Genomic DNA, 17,504 nt, shown 5'->3' with positions numbered 1-17,504 from the left:
TTCCGGCATTCTTCATTCCTGTGAAGCCGCTGGCATCGCTGCCTGGCTCCGCATCCATCATCGGAACCTGTCATGGACACTGTTGAACCCGTCGCCGCCGATCTGCTGATCAAGCATTGCTGGATTGTCACGATGAACGGGGCGCGCGAGGTGTTCCGGGACGGCGCCATCGCGATCCGGGGCGACGTTATCTTGGCGGTCGGCCAGAGCGATGCGGTCGAACGCGCCGTCGTGGCGACGGAGGTAATCGACGGCAGCAACCGGTTCGTCGTCACGCCGGGGTTCGTCAACTGTCACATCCATATCACCGGCGAACCCATTACGCGCGGTAACGTGCCCGACGACACCGACTGGGCGACCAACGTCTTTCAATGGCTGGTGCCGTCCTATCTGGCGCAGACCCCGGCGGACGAGCGGGTATCGGCGCAGCTGGCCGCGCTGGAGATGCTGCGCACCGGCACGACCTGTTTCATCGAGGCGGGGACGATCCTCGATCTGGATGCCGTGGTCGAGGCGCTGGCTGAAACGGGCATACGCGGCAGGGTGGGGCAATGGGTTCAGGACCGCGCCTTTGCCCCCGACGACGATCAGGCGACGCTGACCCGCCAGGCGATCAGGACGATCGAGGACGAGCTTGCCCGCTATCCCAGTGCGGGCAATCCGCTGCTCGCGGCGTGGCCCTGCCTAGTCGGGCACAATACGGCCACCGACGATCTGTGGCGCGAAGCGACGGCGATGGCAGCGGCAAGCGGTGCGGGCATCAGCGCACACATGAGCGCCGACCCGGCCGATCCCGATTACTATCTGGCGACCGCCGGTCGGCGGGCCATCGCACATCTGGGCGATCTGGGCGTGCTGGGTCCGCATCTGTCGCTGACCCACGCCATTCATCTGGATGAAGAGGAGGTGGCGTTGCTGGCGGCCAGCGGCACCAATGTCACCCATTGCCCGATGACCGCGATGAAGGGCGCTTACGGCGCAACGGCCGTGGGGCGGTTCCCGGAAATGGCAGCAGCGGGCGTCAACCTTCAGCTCGGAACCGATGGCAATAACAACGGCAATGCCGCCGACATGATGCGGGCCATGTTCGTTACCGCTGGCCTGTTCAAGGATGCGCGCCGGGATGCCAGCCTGTTTTCGGCCTACAAGGTGCTGGAAATGGGCACGATCAATGGGGCGCGGGGGGCGGGACTGGCGGACAGCATCGGCTCGCTTGAGCCGGGCAAGAAGGCCGATTTCGTCCTGCACGACCGGGATCGGCCCGAATGGCGGCCGCTGTTCAACGCCGTCAACCAGCTGGTCTATTCGGCGGACGGACGCGGGGTGCACAGCGTCTGGGTGAACGGGCGGCGGGTGGTCGACAGCTATCGATCGACCCTGATTGACGAGGAAAGGCTCTACGCCGATGCGGAAGCTGCGGGGGCAGCCGTGCTGGCGCGTGCTGGCCAGCAGACGCCCAGCCTGTGGCCGGTCTTGTGAGCATCGCCCCGTCCCGCGACCGCACCGGCGTCCTGATCGCCTGTACCCTGGGCAACGCGGTCAGCACGACGCCCGCCGTCCATGCGGTATTCGGCCTGTTCCTGTTGCCGCTGTCCGCCGAATTCAACTGGCCCCGCGCTGCCATTTCGGTCGTGCTGGGCATCATGGCGCTAACCGGGGCTATCATGTATCCCCTGGCCGGCCGGTTTGCCGACCGGCATGGCGCGCGGCGGATGCTGATCCCCGGTCTTGCACTGTTCGCTGCCGCCGTTGCCGCGCTATCGACGCTGACCGGGTCGCTTGTCCATCTTTATGCCGCCTTCTTCCTAGTCAGCCTGTTCGGCAGCATCGCGTCAACGCCGATCTATTCCAAGGTCATTGCCGAATGGTATGATCAGGGGCGGGGCACGGCCCTGGGCATTTCGGCGGGATTGGGCAATGGCGCCGGTTCCGTCCTCTTTCCCGTCGTGGCGGCCATGGTGGTCGCCAGCCAGGGGTGGCGGGCGGGATATCTGACGGTCGGGGCGATGATCCTGCTGCTCGGGCTTCCGGCACTGATGTTTCTGTTGAGGGATGCGCCCGTCGATCACCAGCGCATCGGCAGTGGCGAAGCGCCGTCCGAGGGGATGACCCTGGCCGAAGCGATGCGGACGCCGGCATTCTGGATCATCACCGTCGCCATCGCATCGGGCGCCGGGTGCACCACCGCCATTTTCAGTCATGTCGTGCCGATCCTGGCCGACCGTGGATATGGCGTCGATGTCGGCACGGCGGTCGTCAGCACCTTTGCCCTGACCACTTCGGCATGGCAGATTGCGACCGGTCGCCTGCTCGACATGATCCAGAACCCGCGCGTGGTGATCCCGATGGTCGCCATGGCGATCGTCGGATTGGCGCTGCTGCAATATGGCGATGGCACAGCGGTGCTGGTGTTCGCCGGGATCGCGCTGGGCATCGGGATGGGCACACAATATGGCGCGCTGCCCTATTACCTCGCCCGCTATTTCGGCACGCGCGCCTTTGGCAGCATCATCGGGATCATGTATTCCGCCGTGATCGCGGCCCAGGGTATCACGCCGGTCCTGCTGGACCATGCGTTCGACGTGCAGGGCAGCTATCAGCTTGCCGTCGTCATCGCCTGTTTCGCGCTGGCCGGTGGAGCCGCGCTGTTGTTGCTGCTGCCCCGCTATCCCGTCGATCCCGTCGTGCTCGAACCCGGTCTTGCGGGGGTGCCGGCATGACCGGCGCGCCCTTTGCCGATCCGGCCCATGCGCCCTATGCGGTGACCGATGCGGAGCGAGCGGCGCTGGCCGACGCCATCGACAGCGACGAACTGGTCCGGCTGGCGCTCGACCTGGGTAACATTCCCGCACCGTCACGCAGCGAGGCGGCGGCGGCGCAATTCGTGTTCGACTGGATGCAGCGCGAGGGATTTCGTCCGCGAAAAGTCGGCGCGACGCCCGAACGGCCGAACGTCATCGGCGAATACGGCGGACAGGGCACCGGCGCCAATCTGTTGCTGACGGCGCATCTGGACACCGAAAGTCCCAGCGGCATCGCGCATCAGGACCGGTTTCGATACCGCGAGGCGACGCTGGCCGACCCGGAATGGACCCAGTGCTGGCTGGATGAGGACGGGCGGCTGCGCGGTTATCCGATTTCCAACGATCGCGGCCCCATGTCGTGCTTCCTGATCGCGGCAAAGGCGCTGAAAAAGGCGGGGATACAGCTGGCGGGCAAGGTCTGGCTGACCGCCTGTCCGGGGGAGATCGGGCCGGAACCGATCGAGGAATATGAAGGCGTCCAGTATCTGGGCAAGGATATCGGTGCCCATTATCTGTTCCACCATGGCGGGGTCGCGCCCGACTATGCGATCGCGGCCGAGGGCACCGATTTCGGGCTGACCTGGAGCGGTTGCGGCTATGCGCTGTTCCGTGTCCGCATCTTTGGCCGCGGCGTGTTCACCCCCATCCTGGACGCACCCGAACATGCTGCCGATCATCCCAATCCGATCTATCGGCTGGGCCCGGTCATCGACGCGCTGCATGGCTGGAGCCGGGGGTGGGAGGCGGCATCCATCCATGAAACCCCGGGCGGGCGGGCGGTGCCAAAGGTTCAGATCGCCTCCATTCGTGGCGGTGCGCCGATGGATTTCGGTGCCGGTACCGAGGTCTGCGCCCTTTATCTGGACGTGACCCTGGCCCCGAACCAGAAGGCGGCGGACGCCATGCACGGCATCGTCGCCGCCATGCGGACGGTGAATGTCGAGGCGTTCGACGTGGAACCGGTGGTGGTCCGGCATGGCTTCGAAGCGGATGCTGCAGCGGTCTCGCCATTGGCAGGGGCGGTCGATCTGGCCACCCGGATGGCGCGGGGGACCCCGCTGGAGCGGGCGCATCCGGTCTATTCCAGCATGTGGCGCGATCACAATGTGTTCAATATGCAGCGCATTCCGGCCGTAACGACGGGCATGCCCCGGTGGCGGCCGACGCCGGAGGATCTGGCATCCAGTGCACTGGTCTATGCCCTGACGATCCTGTCGGTCTGCGGTCGCGGGCCGGACGCGTCGTCGGATCAGGGTCCGGGATCGGTGTACGGGGATGATACGGCACCGTTCAGCTGAGCGGGGCACGAGGGAATTGACCATCGACTGCGATGCAGCATAACTTTCCCGCATGGCCAGGCGTTAGACCCGGCCATGCCGGAGCAGGATGCCGCATATGGGGAACGGTATTCGTTGCGCTTCACCACCAATGCCTATCCAAAAGAGCAACGACGGGATGCCTGGCGCTTTGCGCTTCAGCGACTGTCCATCCGGCTCGATGAGGCACTGGACGATGGCTATGGCGAACTGGTCCATTTCCGAAGCAGCCAGTCGATCGATTTCATTCGGCTGACCGGCACCGCCCAAAGCTGGGCGATCGAATTCACCGAAACCCCGGGTGCCTGCTGGCTGCTGCTCGTCCTCGACGGTGCGGCGCGGGTTCAGGCGGGCGTGGGCGATCTCGACCTTGCCGATGGCGATATCCTGGTCGGGCGGAGCGAACAGGTCGCCCGGATTTCCTTTTCCGGCGACCACCGCGCCATGTTGGTGCGGTTGCCACCCGCCGCCATTACCGCCCGGCTGAAGGCGCCATTACCCGATCAGCCGCGCCAGATCAGCACGGAGGGCGGGTCGGGTCGGGTCTTTTCGGGAATGCTGCGCTACCTGGCGGACACGATCATGGAAATCTCGTCCGATCACGCCCGGCCGGTCGAACTCGCACTGCCCGAATTCCTGCTGTCCAGCCTGCTCGACAATGCCCCGACAAAGGCGATGGGCGGTGCTGCCGGGATGCGCGCGGGACTGCTTGAGCGCATTTTCCAGACGATCGAGATGCGGCTGAGCGACCCCAATCTGAATTATCAGCAGATCGCGACCGAACACGGCATCTCGCCCCGATATCTGCAGAAACTGTTTGAATCGATCGACGACAGCTTCGGTCATTATGTGAAGGTGCGGCGGCTGGAGCGATGCCGGCTCGACCTGCGCAGTCCGCTGCACGCGCAGAAATCCATTTCGGACATCCTGTTCCAATGGGGGTTCAACGACAGCGCGTCGTTCAGCCGGGCGTTCCGCGAACAATATGGCGTCTCTCCCCGCGAATATCGCAAGGGCATCGGCGCCGACATGCAGGAGGATATGCCCCGCCGGGGCCGACCCGCCCGGCGGGACCGGACCGCGCCCGATCCGGCGTTCCTGGTGGAGGAAGAGGATGGCGGCGATGGCGCGTCCCTTGCCACGGATGAAGTGCTGCCGGTGTCCATGCCGGTGCGCCATCATCACCTGCCTGCCAATCCGCAGACGGTGCATTGGGGGTATTTCAGCCGGACTCTGAAGCCCGCACTGACGATCCGGTCAGGCGATTTCGTCACCATCGAAACCTTGACCCACCACGCCAATGACGATCCCGAACGCATGGTGCAGGGCGACCCAGCGGCCGAAAGCGTGTTCCATTGGACCGCCGAGCACAAGGCCGTCGACCGGCGCGGGGCGGGACCGATGGATGCCAGCGCCTTCGGCCGCGGCCCCGGCGAAGGGTTCGGCGTCCATATCTGCACCGGCCCCATCGCCATAGAGGGTGCGCGCCCCGGCGACGTGATCGAGGTCCGCATCCTCGATCTCAAGGCGCGGCAAAGCGGCAATCCCCGGTTCGCGGGCAAGGCGTTCGGCAGCAACGCCGCAACCTTTTGGGGCTTTCATTTCTCCGACCTGCTGACCGAGCCGAAACAGCGCGAAGTCATCACCATCTATGAGGTCGAGGACGGGCGGGGCCGGCCGCCCACCGCTCATGCGGTCTACAGCTATCGCTGGACCCCGCAGACCGATCCGTCGGGCCGCGTCCATCTGCGCTACGATTATCCCGGCGTGCCGGTGAACCCGGCGACGATCGAGCGGAATTACGAAATCCTGCGGAACGTCGAAATCCCGATCCGCCCGCATTTCGGCGTGATCGCCGTCGCGCCCGCCCATTCCGCCCTGGTCGATTCGGTGCCGCCCAGCGCCTTTGGCGGCAATCTGGACAATTGGCGGACCGGGCCCGGATCAAGCGTCTTCCTACCGGTGCAGGTGGCGGGTGGATTGCTGTCGCTGGGCGATCCCCATGCGTCGCAGGGCGATTCCGAGCTGTGCGGCACCGCGATCGAATGTTCTATGGACGCGTTGATCCAGGTGGTGCTGCATCCGGCCAGCGAACTGCGCGAACAGATCCGCGATCTGGACTATCCGCTCATCGAAACCGCGACCGAATGGGTCATCCTGGGGTTCAGCCATGCGGATTATCTGAAGGAGCTGAGCGACGATCCGCAAAGCGAGGTGTACAAGAAAAGCACGCTGGATGCCGCGATGCGCGACGCGTTCCGCAAGGCGCGCCGCTTCCTGATGACCACGCGCGGATTGTCGGAGGACGAGGCGATTTCGCTGTTGTCCGTCGGGGTTGATTTCGGGGTGTCGCAGGTGGTCAACGGCAATTGGGGCGTGCACGCCATCATCCGAAAGGCGCTGTTCACCGCCTGACATGCGACCTCAATAGGGCCGGTCTCCGGCAATCGTTACCCGCGTTCCCGTCCGCGTATCGGGAAAATAATCCCACACCGCAAAATGCTGGGTGCAGCGATTGTCCCAGAAGGCCACGGAATGCCGCTGCCAGCGGAACCGCACCTGGAAATTCGGGTCCTTCACATGTTCGGCCAGAAACCGCAGCAGTGCCGCGCTTTCGTTCTTCGACAGCTCGTTGATCCGCGTCGTCTTGGATTCCGAAATGAACAGGCATTTGCGCTTGGTCACCGGATGGGTGCGCACCACCGGATGCACGTTGCGCGGATAGGTTTTTTCGACCTCCGGAAACAGCTCCCGGTAGATGTGGTTGGAATCATGCACCGCCGTCAGCGGCTCCAGAAACGCCTGCATCGCCGGTGACAGCGCGTCATAGGCCTCATACATGCTGGAAAACAGCGTGTCCCCACCGGTGTCGGGCAGCGTGTGCATGTACAGGATGCTGCCCATCGGCGGTTCGGCATGTTCGCTCAGGTCCGAATGCCAGTTTTCACCCGCGACGAAGGTGCTGTTGGCATCGGCGTGGATCGACACGATTTCCGGATGGTCCGGCAACCCGGCAACGCCGCTGTGCATCACCAGCTCGCCGAAATAGCGGCCGAACCGCTTGTGCGCGTCATGCGTCAGTTGCTGGTCGCGGAAAAAGATCACCTGATGCGTCATCAGCGCATCATGCACCGCCTTGACCGTGGCCTGGTCGAGCGGCTGACCCAGGTCGATGCCGAAGATCTCGGCCCCGATGCGGCGGGTGAGCGGACGGACTTCAAGCGCCGTGTGCGACATGGTTCATCTCTCCGGCCTGGTCGTCCCGCCGCGCATGGCGCCCGGCGATGATCGAGCAGACGATCAGTTGCAATTGGTGGAACAGCATCAGCGGCAGGATGATCATGCCCACTTCTGCGCTGGGGAACAGTGCGCTGGCCATCGGCACCCCGCTGGCCAGGCTTTTCTTCGACCCGCAGAAGGTAAGGACTGCCGCATCCGGCCGCTCCAGCCGCATCCAGCGCCCGATCAGCCCGGTCAGGCCGAGCACAGCGGCCAGCAATGCTGAACTGACCAGCATGACCATCCCCAGATCGCCGGCGGACAGGCGGGTCCACAGTCCCTCGACCACAGCGGCGCTGAAAGCGGTATAGACGACCAGCAGGATCACGCCGCGATCGAACCGCATCACCCATGGGCGGTGCCGGTCGATCCAAGCGCCCAGCCAGGGCCGCGACACATGACCCAGAATGAATGGGCCGAGCAGTTGCGACGCGATGGTTACGACCGCGCTCAGGAAAAACGAGCCATCCGCCATTCGGCCACCGATCAGTAATGCCGCCAGTAGCGGCGTCAGGACGATGCCGATCAAGTTCGACAGCGACGCGCTGCACACCGCGGCCGGCACGTTGCCCCGCGCGATCGCGGTAAAGGCGATGGACGACTGGACGGTGGAGGGCAGGATGGCCAGGAACAGGATGCCCGTCCCGATCAGCGGATCGATGGCAGTGCCGACCACGGCCAGCGCGGCCAGGCCAAGCAGCGGAAATAGGCCAAAGGTGGTGAACAGCACCGCCAGATGCAGTTGCCACGCGCCGATCCCCGCCAGGATGGCGCCGCGCGACAGCTTGGCCCCGTGCAGGAAAAACAGCAGGGCAATCGCGACGTCCTGGATCCTGTCGAACGCGCGCGCGGCGTCGCCGCGGACGGGGACGATGCTTGCGAGCGCCAGCACGGCCACCAGCACGATCAGAAACGGGTCGATCTTCAGCCGTGCCAGCATCAGCCGTGCCCGCCGATGCGCCAGGCGGGATCAGCCTGGATCACGAACCGACCCCTTTGCCCCGAAAATGCGACGGTCGATTCGGCAATGAATGCCCTGGGTGCCGTCGACCACCTGCGTGACGCCGAAATCGCTCGCCACGCTCATCAGCGAATAGGCGTCGTTGCGCGACAGCCCCTGATGTTCGGTCAGCAAATGCAGCATGTCCATCGACGCGCTCTTCATCGCCTGATCCAGGTCGGCACCAAAGCCGTGGACGATCCAGCAATCGCCGGTTTCGAGCAGCGGCGAGGGGAAGCTGAAATCCTTGCGCAACACGATCTGGAACAGCACGTCCAGCGAAGCCTCGATCGCCGTCCCGCTGATTTCACCGTCGCCCTGGCTGATATGGGGATCGCCGATGGAAAACAGGCCGCCGGCAACCTGGACGGGATAATACATGCGCGCACCCGCCCCGATGCGCCAATTGTCGATGTTGCCGCCGTGCAGGCCGGGCGGGATGGTGCTGACCGGCTCGTTGACGGCAGGCGCCACGCCCGCCGTGCCCAGATGGGGGCGCGCAGGGATGGTGATGCCCGGCAGGGCGGGCTGGCGATCGCATTCCGGGCAGTTGGTGATCCGGCCCGGCACCACATATTTTTCGGCCACGTCATAGGCATAGAGCGCGCTCGCCGTGTTGGCATTGGCATCGATGCGATAGATGGTGACGCGTTCGGTCTCCCCGAATTCCTGATACAGATGGCCCCAATTGGCCTGCAGGTTCGATCCATAGTTGAACCGGGGGACCATGTCGAAATAGCGGACCTCCAGCATGTCGCCGGGCTCGGCGCCCTCGACAAAGATCGGGCCGGTCATGATGTGGCATCCGGGCGCGCGCGTTGCGGGATCGACCTCTTCGAAAATTCGCCGGATCGATTCGTCGAACATCAGCGCGGGATCGTCGCCGGCATGGTGGGTGACAGCCTGGGCCTGGATCAGGTCGCCGCTGCGCACGGTAAGCGCAGGGGGAATGTCGGGTGAGAAATAGCCCCAGTGGATCGTTTCGGGCGTGGCGCGCAGCCGGTGGAGCGCCGTTGGCTGGATGGCGTCGCGGATCGCACCGTGCGGGATATGCAGGCCCATAGATTCCCCCTTCATTGCAAGCTGTTGGACGGCCGCGTTCAGTGCGCGCCGAACACGATGCTGGTCATGCCGATCGATTTGTAGTGGATGACGTCCGGCCCCACTGCGGCCGGCTCGCCCGGCATCCGGGCGCCAAGGACATAGAGCAGCGGCAGGAAATGATCGGGATGCGGCACTGACAGAAGCGCATCCTGACCGAGCAGTTGATAGTTGATGACCGTCTCCGCCTCATCCGCGACGATCGCGTCGACCATGGCGGTATTGAACCGACCGGCCCAGCCGTGCGGCTCGCCGGACGCGCTGGTCCAGTCCATTTCCCTTAAGTTGTGGACGATGTTGCCGGTGCCGATGATCAGCACGCCCTCGTCGCGCAGCGGCTGAAGCCTGCGCCCGATCGCCCAGTGTTCCGCAGGTGTCAGATTGGCATCGATGCTGAGCTGCACTACCGGAATGTCGGCATCGGGATAGGCATGGGTCAGTACCGACCAGGTGCCGTGATCCAGGCCCCAATCCATGTCGACCTTTACCGGGGTCGGCGCGAGCAGCGACTGGATTTGAAAGGCCAATTCGGGATCGCCCGGTGCGGGATAGGAAATGTCGAACAGCGCGGCAGGCAGCGACCGGCCGAAATCGTGGATGGTTGGCGGTGCCGCCATGCCGGTCACTGCCGTGCCGTTGGTGAACCAGTGTGCGGATATGCACAGGATGGCACGGGGGCGTTCGATCCCGTCGGCGATCACGCGCCAGCGACGGGTAACGTCGTTGTCGTCGATCGCATTGGTCGGACTGCCATGGCCGAAAAAGATGACGGGCATTCGGGTCATTGGACACCTGCTGCGAACGACAAAAACCAACTCTGGGGCAACTCGCGGGCCGCGCCGTTTTCCCCTTGATGCGCAAAGGCTATGTCACCGGCCGAGCCCGGGTCTTGAACCGGAGCGCACAAGTCCTTGTCCAGGCGGGGAGAATGGCCGGTCATTCGCGGGTGAAATCGGCCGGAATCTCCGGGTTTTCGCCTGCCTTGCCCCACAGCACGATTTCATTGCCCCACGGGTCGGCAAAGGCGTGGTTGTAGCCGTTGAATTCGGACCAGTAATGGTCCCGCCACAGGATGGTCGCGCCCAGCCGTTCTGCCGTCCCGAGGATGCGGTCGGCGCTGTCGTCATCGCTGATCAGCACCCAGATGCGGGGCTTTCGGCCGGGCGGCGCAATCGTGCGCGGCTCCACGCCTGCGGCCTCTGGATGGGGCCGCGCATTGGCCGCGTCGAAGATGCCCAGATGCAGATTGCCGATCTGGCTGTCGCTGCCGTCCTTGTGCTTGAAGAAGCCGCCGGGGACCATGCGATGATACACGCCCTTTGGCCGGGCATCGTTTTCCCACCCGAACACCTCGGCATAGAAATTGCCGGCTGCATCCGGGTCGGTGCTGGCCAGATCGACGAAGATCAGCGTGTTGGTCATGATGGTCTGTCCTGTGATGGCGACGGCGGGACGCGGCTCTGCGCCCGGCTGTCGAACCGGTGGTCGGGATTTGGGTCGATGGGTGGCTCAGCGCGCCTGGCGAAGGTGACTGACGGGGGCGGCGGGGCCGCGGCGCCGATCCCATTCGGCGCGGTAACGCTCCACCAGCCAGACGTTGAACTGGCGCTGGGCATCTTCCTGCCAGCTATACCGCCCGCGCGGGGCGAAGCGCGAGTTCAGCCCCTGCTGGATCAACAGATCGACGTGCAGGTCCTGTTCGACGATGTGCGCGGTATATTCGTCGTTCAGCCGGCGCTTTTCCTCGAACGCCGGGTCGTCGAACGCCTCGGGCAGATACAGGCTGCCGAAGGTCAGGCCGTGGCTGTCCGCCGACCGCGCGTCCATGATGATATAGATGACGACGTCGTTCAGGATGACCAGCGACAGCGTGGGCGGCAGGTTGACGAACAACAGGCGGCTCTGCTCCGCCTCCGTCAGTTTGGGAAAGACCGGGAACAGCGCCTTGCCGGTGGGATTGAAACTGGCATTGGGATGGGTGGATCCATTCAGCCGGTAATAGCCCGCCGTTCCCTCCGGCACTTCGGGAAAGCTTGCCAGCGAACTGGGGATGTAATCGTGCAGCCCCTTGTGCAGGCGATTGGCGTGATAGCCGTCATTGTTGTTTTCGAACTGGACCTTCCAGTTCCAGGCGAATTCGTGGCTGGCCGGTTCCGGGCCGCGCAGGCGCTCAAGCTCGTAATTGGCGACCACCGGTTCGATTCCCGTCAGCCGGGACGCCAGCGACGGCGCATCGGGATCGAAATTGACGAAGATGAATCCATGCCACAGCTCGACCTTCAACTGGGGCAGGCGATGCTCGCTCTTGTCGAAATTGCAGGTGCGGCCCATTGCCGGGGCACCGACCAGCGCGCCGTCCAGATCATAGGACCAGTGGTGATAGGGACAGGTGAACCCGCGCGTATTGCCCTTGCCCTCGGCAACCAGCATCGCGCGGTGCTGGCATACCGCCGACATGGCGCGGATGGTGCCCTCACGATCGCGGGCAACGATCAGCGGTTCGTTGGCATGGGTCAGCGTGAAATAGTCGCCCGGCTTTTCCACCCATTCCTGTCGCCCGGCGCACAGCCATTCGCGGTAGAACAGCGCGTCCTTTTCGAACTGAAAGAACGCCTGGTCGGTATAGCAGGCGGGCGGCAGCGTTTCCGCATCGACCGTGGGCAGCGTCGAGCTGATCAGGCTGTCGAAAAAGGGGTCGGTCAAAATCGTCATGATCGGTTCCGGTACGTGAATCGGGAAATCATTCGGCGGGCACCAGCGCGTCGATTAGCGGTGCGGCAGCCGGTTGCGGATGCTGGTCGATGTCGATGGCGCGGGGTTTGCGCAGCAGAACTGCGGTTGTCAGGACGACGACGGCCAGCAACGCGGCAAACACCACGAACACGGGCACGAAACTGCCGGTTACATCGGCAACCCGTCCGGCGCTGAGCGGGCCGAGCACCGCGAAGGTGGTCGCCATGGTGGCCGCAGCCGTCAGGTCACCGGCAAGCGCCCGGCCGAAATAGCGCATCAGCAGGATGTGCGCGCTCAGCCATGCCAGGCCCCAGCCAATGCCGAACAACAGCGCCGCCGCGATGGCCAGCAGGGCGAGCGGCGTTGCCGCCAGCAGCAGCAGCGCGCCGCACTGCATCGCCAGCCCCAGCACCAGCAGACCCTTTGGTTCGTATTTCTCGGCCAGCGCGCCGGTGGCGCCCTTGGCCAGCGTACCGGTCAGCGCCAGCATGCTCATCGCCACCGCACCCGCCGTGCCGACCCCGCTTTCGCCAAGTGCCGCGACATGGGTCACCAGCACGGAATGAAGCGTTGTCACGACGGTCTGAACCACGATCATCGCCAGCGCGATGACCACGAAACTGGGCGTCATCATCGCGCGCCGCACCGTCCAGCCGACCGGCTGGTCGTCGATGGCGGGACCGGCGGCTGCGTTGCGCACCTGATCCGTGCTCTCGACCGTCACGGCATCCCGGACGGCGACCAGGAACAGGACGCCCAGCAGCAACGCCGACACGCCCATCACCGACCAGTGGACCCGCCAGCTGCCGGTCAGGGTAACGATGCCGCCAACGATCAGCGGGCCGACAACGCCGCCGATCGAACCAGCCATGAAATAATAACCCATCAGTCGGCCGGGTCGGTCGGGGAACCATGTCGCGATCAGGAAGACACCGGGCGACGGCGCGATCAGCGAAAAACCTGCGCCCATCAATGCCGTCGCCAGAAAGAACAGCCCGATCCCCTGGACCACCGAGGCGAGGAAAAAGCCGGACGCAAGCACCAGCGCACCGGTGAACAGCGTCATCCTGGACCCCAGCAGCCGGATCAGTACCGCAGGCAGGGGACTGCCCAGCCCGCACGCCAGGCCGAGCAGGGCAAAGCTGGTCCCCGCCGCCGCCTGGGACCAGCCAAGTTCGGCGACCATGGAATAGAGGACATAGCCAAGCGAGGTGAAGGTGGTTGCCGTCACCAGGGAAAACCCGATGCAGACTGCGATCAGAACCCAGTGCTTGCGTGCCATCGGCGATCTCCCTCGGTCCGGCCCAGCCATGGTGAGAGACTAGGGATAACTGCGCGGCTGACTTGATCGGCTGCGCCCGAACAGTTGATCGGGCGGGGAGCGCCGCCTGCGCGTACGTCGCAAAAAAAAGGCGGCGTGGGATCACGCCGCCTTTCAGGTGCCTCGATGCGCCTCGAGTATCAGAAGCGATAGGCAATGGTCCCCAGAACCTGGCGCGGCGGGATGAACGTGTCATAGGTCTGCGCGCTGCCATAGGGATCGGAAAAGCGCGAATTGATCCCGGCACGATTGAACAGGTTCGTCGCAGTCAGGCTGAACGACAGGTTGGTGCCGTTCGGTTCATATTGGGCGAACAGATTGACCTGCGCATAGCTTGGCGTGGTGTCGAACGCCGAGTTGTTGAACAGGCGATACTGATATTCGCCGCGATAGATCACCGTCGCCTTGGTGGTCAGGATGCCGTCGCCCAGCGTGTCGGTGTAGCCGATGGTGGCGCTGCCCTGCACATCGGGAATCTTGGGCACGCTGTTGCCGTTGATGTTGGCGCGGGCGCTATCGCGAGCGAGGGCGGCGGGGAAGAAATTGGCGAAAAACTCGCCGGTCCCGTAATAGCCCGCCGCGTTCTGGGCCAGAACCGCAGCCGCCGGGTCCAGCGCCAGGAAATCGGCGTTGAACTTGCCTTGCGTGAACGACACCGTGCCGGTGAAGCTCCAATGGTCGTCGGGGCGGAAATTGGCTTCGATCTCGACACCATAGATTTCGGCGCTCGGCGCGTTGGCAACGCCCTCGCCGAACAGGATCGCGTCCTCGTCCAGGAATTGCAGGTTGTTATAGTCGTAATAGAATGCCGAGGCGTTCAGCGTGCCGGCACCGTTGGCAAAGCTGTTCTTGGACCCCAGTTCGAACGAACTGACCGTTTCGGGCTGATAGGTGGGCCGGATGCCGTTGTCGAAACCCAGGACCTGCGGTGCCGCCCCGGCGGCCGAACCGTTCAGCCCGCCCGGTTTGAACCCGCGCGTATAGCTGAAATAGACCATGTTGTCGGGCGTCAGCTTGTAATCGATCGCTGCCTTGCCGGTCCATTCGGTGGTGTTCAACCCGGGGATGGGACGCTGTTGCAGATAGGCGCCAGATGTCAGCGTCGGTCCGCTGCCGTTGGTGTCGGCATTGCCCGAATATTCGTCGTAATTGTAGCGGACCCCCGCCGTCAGCGTCAGCGCGTCGGTGACGTCGAACGTCCCCTCGACATAACCGGCATAGGCCTTGCGCTTGATGTCGGACAGCTCGGCATAGGTGACCAGCGGCACCAGCGGGCTGTTGAACGGCGTGGTGACCGGCAGCGCGTCGGCATAGGGGTCGCCGGTATTGGCGCGATATTCGACGATATACTGCGAGTTTTTCGACCATAGATAGACGCCGCCGACGATCCAGTTGAACGGTCCGTCGCCATTCGATGCCAGGTTGATTTCCTGCGTCCAGCTTTCCGTCGTCTGCTGCCACAGGGGGATGTGGTCGTACCGCGCGCCCAGCCGCTCGGGATTGCCGTTCAGCGGCGGGCGATAGCCGCCCAGGATGTTGCGTTCGAACAGGTCGCCGGTCAGCCCGTCGCCGTCCCAGGACTGGCGGCTGAACAGTTTCTGATAGCTGGTGATCGATTTGGCGATGACCGGCCCGGCATCATAGCGGATGACGCCGTAGTAAAGTTCGGTATCGATGATCGACCGGGCGGGATAATCCTGGGTCAGGATGCGCGGGTCGGGCTCGGGATCGAGCACATTCTTCTGCGCCGGGCCGTTGATGTCGCTTTCATACTGGATCGTGCTGAGCAGGATCGAGAAATTGTCCGTCGGCTCCCAGATGCCCGCCAGTTTCCAGCCGATTTCATTCTGGTCGTCCAGATCATATTCGTCGTTGCCCGGCGTCCCGGTGGCGATAGCATAGCCATTGCGCTTGAGGTGCTGAACGGCACCGCGGATGGCGAACTGGCCGATCGGCACGTTGACGGCGACATTGCCCTGGGTCAGCCCGTAATTGCCGACGCTCGCACTCACTTCGCCAGTGAACGCCCGGGTGGAGGGCTGGTTGGTGACGACGTTGATCGTGCCGCCCGTCGAACCCTGACCGAAGGTCGTCCCCTGCGGTCCGCGCAGCACCTCGACCTGCGCCACGTCGATGAACGCCGCGTTCGCCGCGATCGAATTGAAGATATAGACGCCGTCGACGTGAAAGGAGACGCCGGGCTGGGTATTGGCGTTTTCGGGCGTTTCCGAACCCACGCCGCGGATCGAGATCAGCCGTTCGCCACCGCCGCTGCGCGCGACGACCAGGCCGGGCACGATGCCGTTCAGGCCGGTGACTTCGGTGATGTTCGCTTCCTTCAGCGTTTCCGCCGTCACGGCAGTGACGGACAGGGTGGCTTCCTGAAGGCTGGTATCGCGCTTGGACGCCGTGACCACGATGTCCTGGGTTTCGTCCTCGTCAGCCGCCATCCCCTCGGCCGCCGGAATGGTGTCGCCAGTGCGCACTTCCGGTTCGCGCGCGTGCGCTGCCACCGAAAACATCGCCGTCGAAGAAACCAGGGCTGCCATCAGCAGCCGGCGTCCGCTCAATCCGCTCGTCATCGCCATCCCCCACAATTCCCTGATCCTCCCGGTAAGGGGCTTCCGTTGGACCGGAATGCTCCTGAAGTTGGGTGGAGTGAGCCAGCCGCAGCGATCCGGGTCTTGTGCACAAGCGAATAACAACTTGACAAAGTAGCCGGCTTTGCCCCGCGCCGATATCCATGCGCGGCACGGCCCAGCGTGCCACGGTTCCAGGCGACATTCGTCGGAAAACCGCCGCTGCCCGTATCGCAGCGGCGGGGGTCAGCCGTCGATCAGCGCCCGGCGCTTAAGATCGGCAAAGGCAAGGACCTGATGGCCGAGCGTTTGCAGCTGCGCTGCAACGCCGTCATCGCTGCACTGCACATCATCGAACTGGCACAGCGACGAATTGATCGTGACGCCCAGCGGCGTCGGCCATCCGCGCAGTGCGTGCGCGATCGAGCGCAGCGCGGCCAGCGTGCTGCCCGTCGCCTGCCAGCCATAGGCGGTAACGATCAGGCCGACCGGCATCCCGTCCAGATAGGGCCGCGCGTCGCGGGACGTTTCCTCGAGATAATCCAGCGCATTCTTGACGATGCCCGACACGGATCCGTGATAGCCGGGGCTGGCGATAATCACACCGTCGGCGGATCGAACCGCTTCGACCAGCGCAGCCCCCGTGCCGTCCGCAGCGGACGCAGGCGTCAGATAATGGGGCAGGGCGGCGAGCTCTTGACCACCGAACAGGGTGGTTTCCGCACCAGCAGCTTCGGCAGCCGCCAGCGCAAGACGGAGCGCCCGTTCGGTCGAGGATTCAGCGCGGGCGGTGCCGCCAATGCCAACGATCTTCATTCCCGCTCAGTCCCCCTCGCCCGTCCGTGCATCGGCCGATTCGATACAGTCCTGGCGGATTGGGCACTGGGCGCTTCGCGTCAACCCGGGCCGGCACCCGTGCGCGGGGGTTCATCCTTTTGGGTGGATCGCGACAAAATCAGGCCAGTGTGTACCGGAGGACCACCGGGGGCGGATAGCCGTTCGGGTAAGGTCGATCGTGGAGTTGGTCACGCCGGCAATTGGCGTGCCGTATGGCTTGCCCTTTTCACCCGACCATCCGGACCATATTCCGTCGGCTTGGCCAGGAGCCGCCGTTCATATTCGTCAGCCATTTTCAGATGAGCCATCGCAACGCTGCTGTCTTCGCAGGCGGCAGCACGTTCCCGCTCCTGCTGTGCGCGCTTGCGGTAATAGGATTGATCCTCAGACGTCATGTCCTGTCTCCAGGCAATATTTTGATCGGATGGCCAAAATATATCTAAGATATCCACGCTTGCGTAACAATTGATAATTATCAAGTTATCAAATAAACCACATTGAATATTTTGGAACAATATTCGTTCATTTCATATC

Annotated in this window: 14 protein-coding genes; 4 read left to right on the top strand and 10 right to left on the bottom strand. The window is 64.1% G+C overall.

What is annotated here, in order from left to right:
* The first annotated feature begins 72 nt into the window (after positions 1-72).
* From ACPVPU_RS13290 to ACPVPU_RS13275, 4 genes are all read left to right on the top strand, one after another.
* Complete coding sequence (locus tag ACPVPU_RS13290) at positions 73-1,479, top strand: amidohydrolase family protein (protein WP_448658432.1); 1,407 nt, start codon at positions 73-75, stop codon at positions 1,477-1,479.
* On the top strand, positions 1,476-2,720 hold the full coding sequence (locus ACPVPU_RS13285) for an MFS transporter (RefSeq protein WP_448658431.1): 1,245 nt from the start codon (positions 1,476-1,478) through the stop codon (positions 2,718-2,720). The genes ACPVPU_RS13290 and ACPVPU_RS13285 overlap by 4 nt, the downstream gene beginning before the upstream one ends.
* Positions 2,717-4,102, top strand: coding sequence for a peptidase M20 (locus tag ACPVPU_RS13280; RefSeq protein ID WP_448658430.1), 1,386 nt, complete (start codon positions 2,717-2,719; stop codon positions 4,100-4,102). The genes ACPVPU_RS13285 and ACPVPU_RS13280 overlap by 4 nt, the downstream gene beginning before the upstream one ends.
* Positions 4,103-4,177: 75 nt before the next feature.
* Positions 4,178-6,535 carry an acetamidase/formamidase family protein gene (locus ACPVPU_RS13275; RefSeq protein WP_448658429.1) on the top strand — a complete coding sequence of 786 codons (2,358 nt, stop codon included), beginning with the start codon at positions 4,178-4,180 and terminating at the stop codon, positions 6,533-6,535.
* Positions 6,536-6,544: 9 nt separating this feature from the next.
* Here the strand turns inward: ACPVPU_RS13275 and ACPVPU_RS13270 are convergent, their stop codons facing one another.
* The 10 genes from ACPVPU_RS13270 to ACPVPU_RS13225 all read right to left on the bottom strand — a co-directional run bounded on the left by ACPVPU_RS13270 (position 6,545) and on the right by ACPVPU_RS13225 (position 17,485).
* Positions 6,545-7,357 (bottom strand): TauD/TfdA dioxygenase family protein, encoded by an 813-nt coding sequence (locus ACPVPU_RS13270; protein WP_448658428.1) that lies wholly within the window; start codon positions 7,355-7,357, stop codon positions 6,545-6,547.
* On the bottom strand, positions 7,338-8,339 hold the full coding sequence (locus ACPVPU_RS13265; protein WP_448658427.1) for a bile acid:sodium symporter family protein: 1,002 nt from the start codon (positions 8,337-8,339) through the stop codon (positions 7,338-7,340). The genes ACPVPU_RS13270 and ACPVPU_RS13265 overlap by 20 nt, the downstream gene beginning before the upstream one ends.
* 30 nt (positions 8,340-8,369) lie before the next feature.
* Entirely contained in the window at positions 8,370-9,461 is a 1,092-nt protein-coding gene (locus ACPVPU_RS13260) for an acetamidase/formamidase family protein (protein WP_448660524.1), read from the bottom strand.
* A 38-nt stretch (positions 9,462-9,499) separates the two neighbouring features.
* On the bottom strand, positions 9,500-10,285 hold the full coding sequence (ygiD, locus tag ACPVPU_RS13255; RefSeq protein ID WP_448658426.1) for a 4,5-DOPA-extradiol-dioxygenase: 786 nt from the start codon (positions 10,283-10,285) through the stop codon (positions 9,500-9,502).
* A gap of 151 nt (positions 10,286-10,436) precedes the next feature.
* Complete coding sequence (locus tag ACPVPU_RS13250) at positions 10,437-10,922, bottom strand: VOC family protein (protein WP_448658425.1); 486 nt, start codon at positions 10,920-10,922, stop codon at positions 10,437-10,439.
* Positions 10,923-11,009: 87 nt separating this feature from the next.
* Positions 11,010-12,212 (bottom strand): aromatic ring-hydroxylating oxygenase subunit alpha, encoded by a 1,203-nt coding sequence (locus ACPVPU_RS13245; protein ID WP_448658424.1) that lies wholly within the window; start codon positions 12,210-12,212, stop codon positions 11,010-11,012.
* 28 nt (positions 12,213-12,240) lie between these two features.
* A complete protein-coding gene (locus ACPVPU_RS13240; protein ID WP_448658422.1) occupies positions 12,241-13,515 on the bottom strand; it encodes an MFS transporter in 1,275 nt (424 codons plus the stop codon).
* A 179-nt stretch (positions 13,516-13,694) separates the two neighbouring features.
* A complete protein-coding gene (locus ACPVPU_RS13235) occupies positions 13,695-16,142 on the bottom strand; it encodes a TonB-dependent receptor (protein WP_448658421.1) in 2,448 nt (815 codons plus the stop codon).
* 237 nt (positions 16,143-16,379) lie between these two features.
* Positions 16,380-16,949 carry an NADPH-dependent FMN reductase gene (locus ACPVPU_RS13230; protein WP_448658420.1) on the bottom strand — a complete coding sequence of 190 codons (570 nt, stop codon included), beginning with the start codon at positions 16,947-16,949 and terminating at the stop codon, positions 16,380-16,382.
* 209 nt (positions 16,950-17,158) lie between these two features.
* Positions 17,159-17,485: a hypothetical protein gene (locus ACPVPU_RS13225; RefSeq protein ID WP_448658419.1), complete on the bottom strand. Its 327-nt coding sequence runs from the start codon at positions 17,483-17,485 to the stop codon at positions 17,159-17,161.
* Positions 17,486-17,504: the final 19 nt, after the last annotated feature.

Source organism: Sphingomonas paludis (genome assembly GCF_053502515.1).
The sequence above is the reverse complement of the archived record's forward strand: the minus strand, read 5'-3'. Positions and strand labels throughout refer to the sequence as shown.

What these genes read in the sequence shown, in the direction of transcription:
- ACPVPU_RS13290 (WP_448658432.1), top strand. Translation starts at nt 73, where the DNA reads ATGGACACTGTTGAACCCGTCGCCGCCGATCTGCTGATCAAGCATTGC.
- ACPVPU_RS13280 (WP_448658430.1), top strand. Translation starts at nt 2,717, where the DNA reads ATGACCGGCGCGCCCTTTGCCGATCCGGCCCATGCGCCCTATGCGGTG.
- ACPVPU_RS13275 (WP_448658429.1), top strand. Translation starts at nt 4,178, where the DNA reads ATGCCGGAGCAGGATGCCGCATATGGGGAACGGTATTCGTTGCGCTTC.
- ACPVPU_RS13270 (WP_448658428.1), bottom strand. Translation starts at nt 7,357, where the DNA reads ATGTCGCACACGGCGCTTGAAGTCCGTCCGCTCACCCGCCGCATCGGG.
- ACPVPU_RS13265 (WP_448658427.1), bottom strand. Translation starts at nt 8,339, where the DNA reads ATGCTGGCACGGCTGAAGATCGACCCGTTTCTGATCGTGCTGGTGGCC.
- ACPVPU_RS13260 (WP_448660524.1), bottom strand. Translation starts at nt 9,461, where the DNA reads ATGGGCCTGCATATCCCGCACGGTGCGATCCGCGACGCCATCCAGCCA.
- ygiD (WP_448658426.1), bottom strand. Translation starts at nt 10,285, where the DNA reads ATGACCCGAATGCCCGTCATCTTTTTCGGCCATGGCAGTCCGACCAAT.
- ACPVPU_RS13250 (WP_448658425.1), bottom strand. Translation starts at nt 10,922, where the DNA reads ATGACCAACACGCTGATCTTCGTCGATCTGGCCAGCACCGACCCGGAT.
- ACPVPU_RS13245 (WP_448658424.1), bottom strand. Translation starts at nt 12,212, where the DNA reads ATGACGATTTTGACCGACCCCTTTTTCGACAGCCTGATCAGCTCGACG.
- ACPVPU_RS13240 (WP_448658422.1), bottom strand. Translation starts at nt 13,515, where the DNA reads ATGGCACGCAAGCACTGGGTTCTGATCGCAGTCTGCATCGGGTTTTCC.
- ACPVPU_RS13235 (WP_448658421.1), bottom strand. Translation starts at nt 16,142, where the DNA reads ATGGCGATGACGAGCGGATTGAGCGGACGCCGGCTGCTGATGGCAGCC.
- ACPVPU_RS13230 (WP_448658420.1), bottom strand. Translation starts at nt 16,949, where the DNA reads ATGAAGATCGTTGGCATTGGCGGCACCGCCCGCGCTGAATCCTCGACC.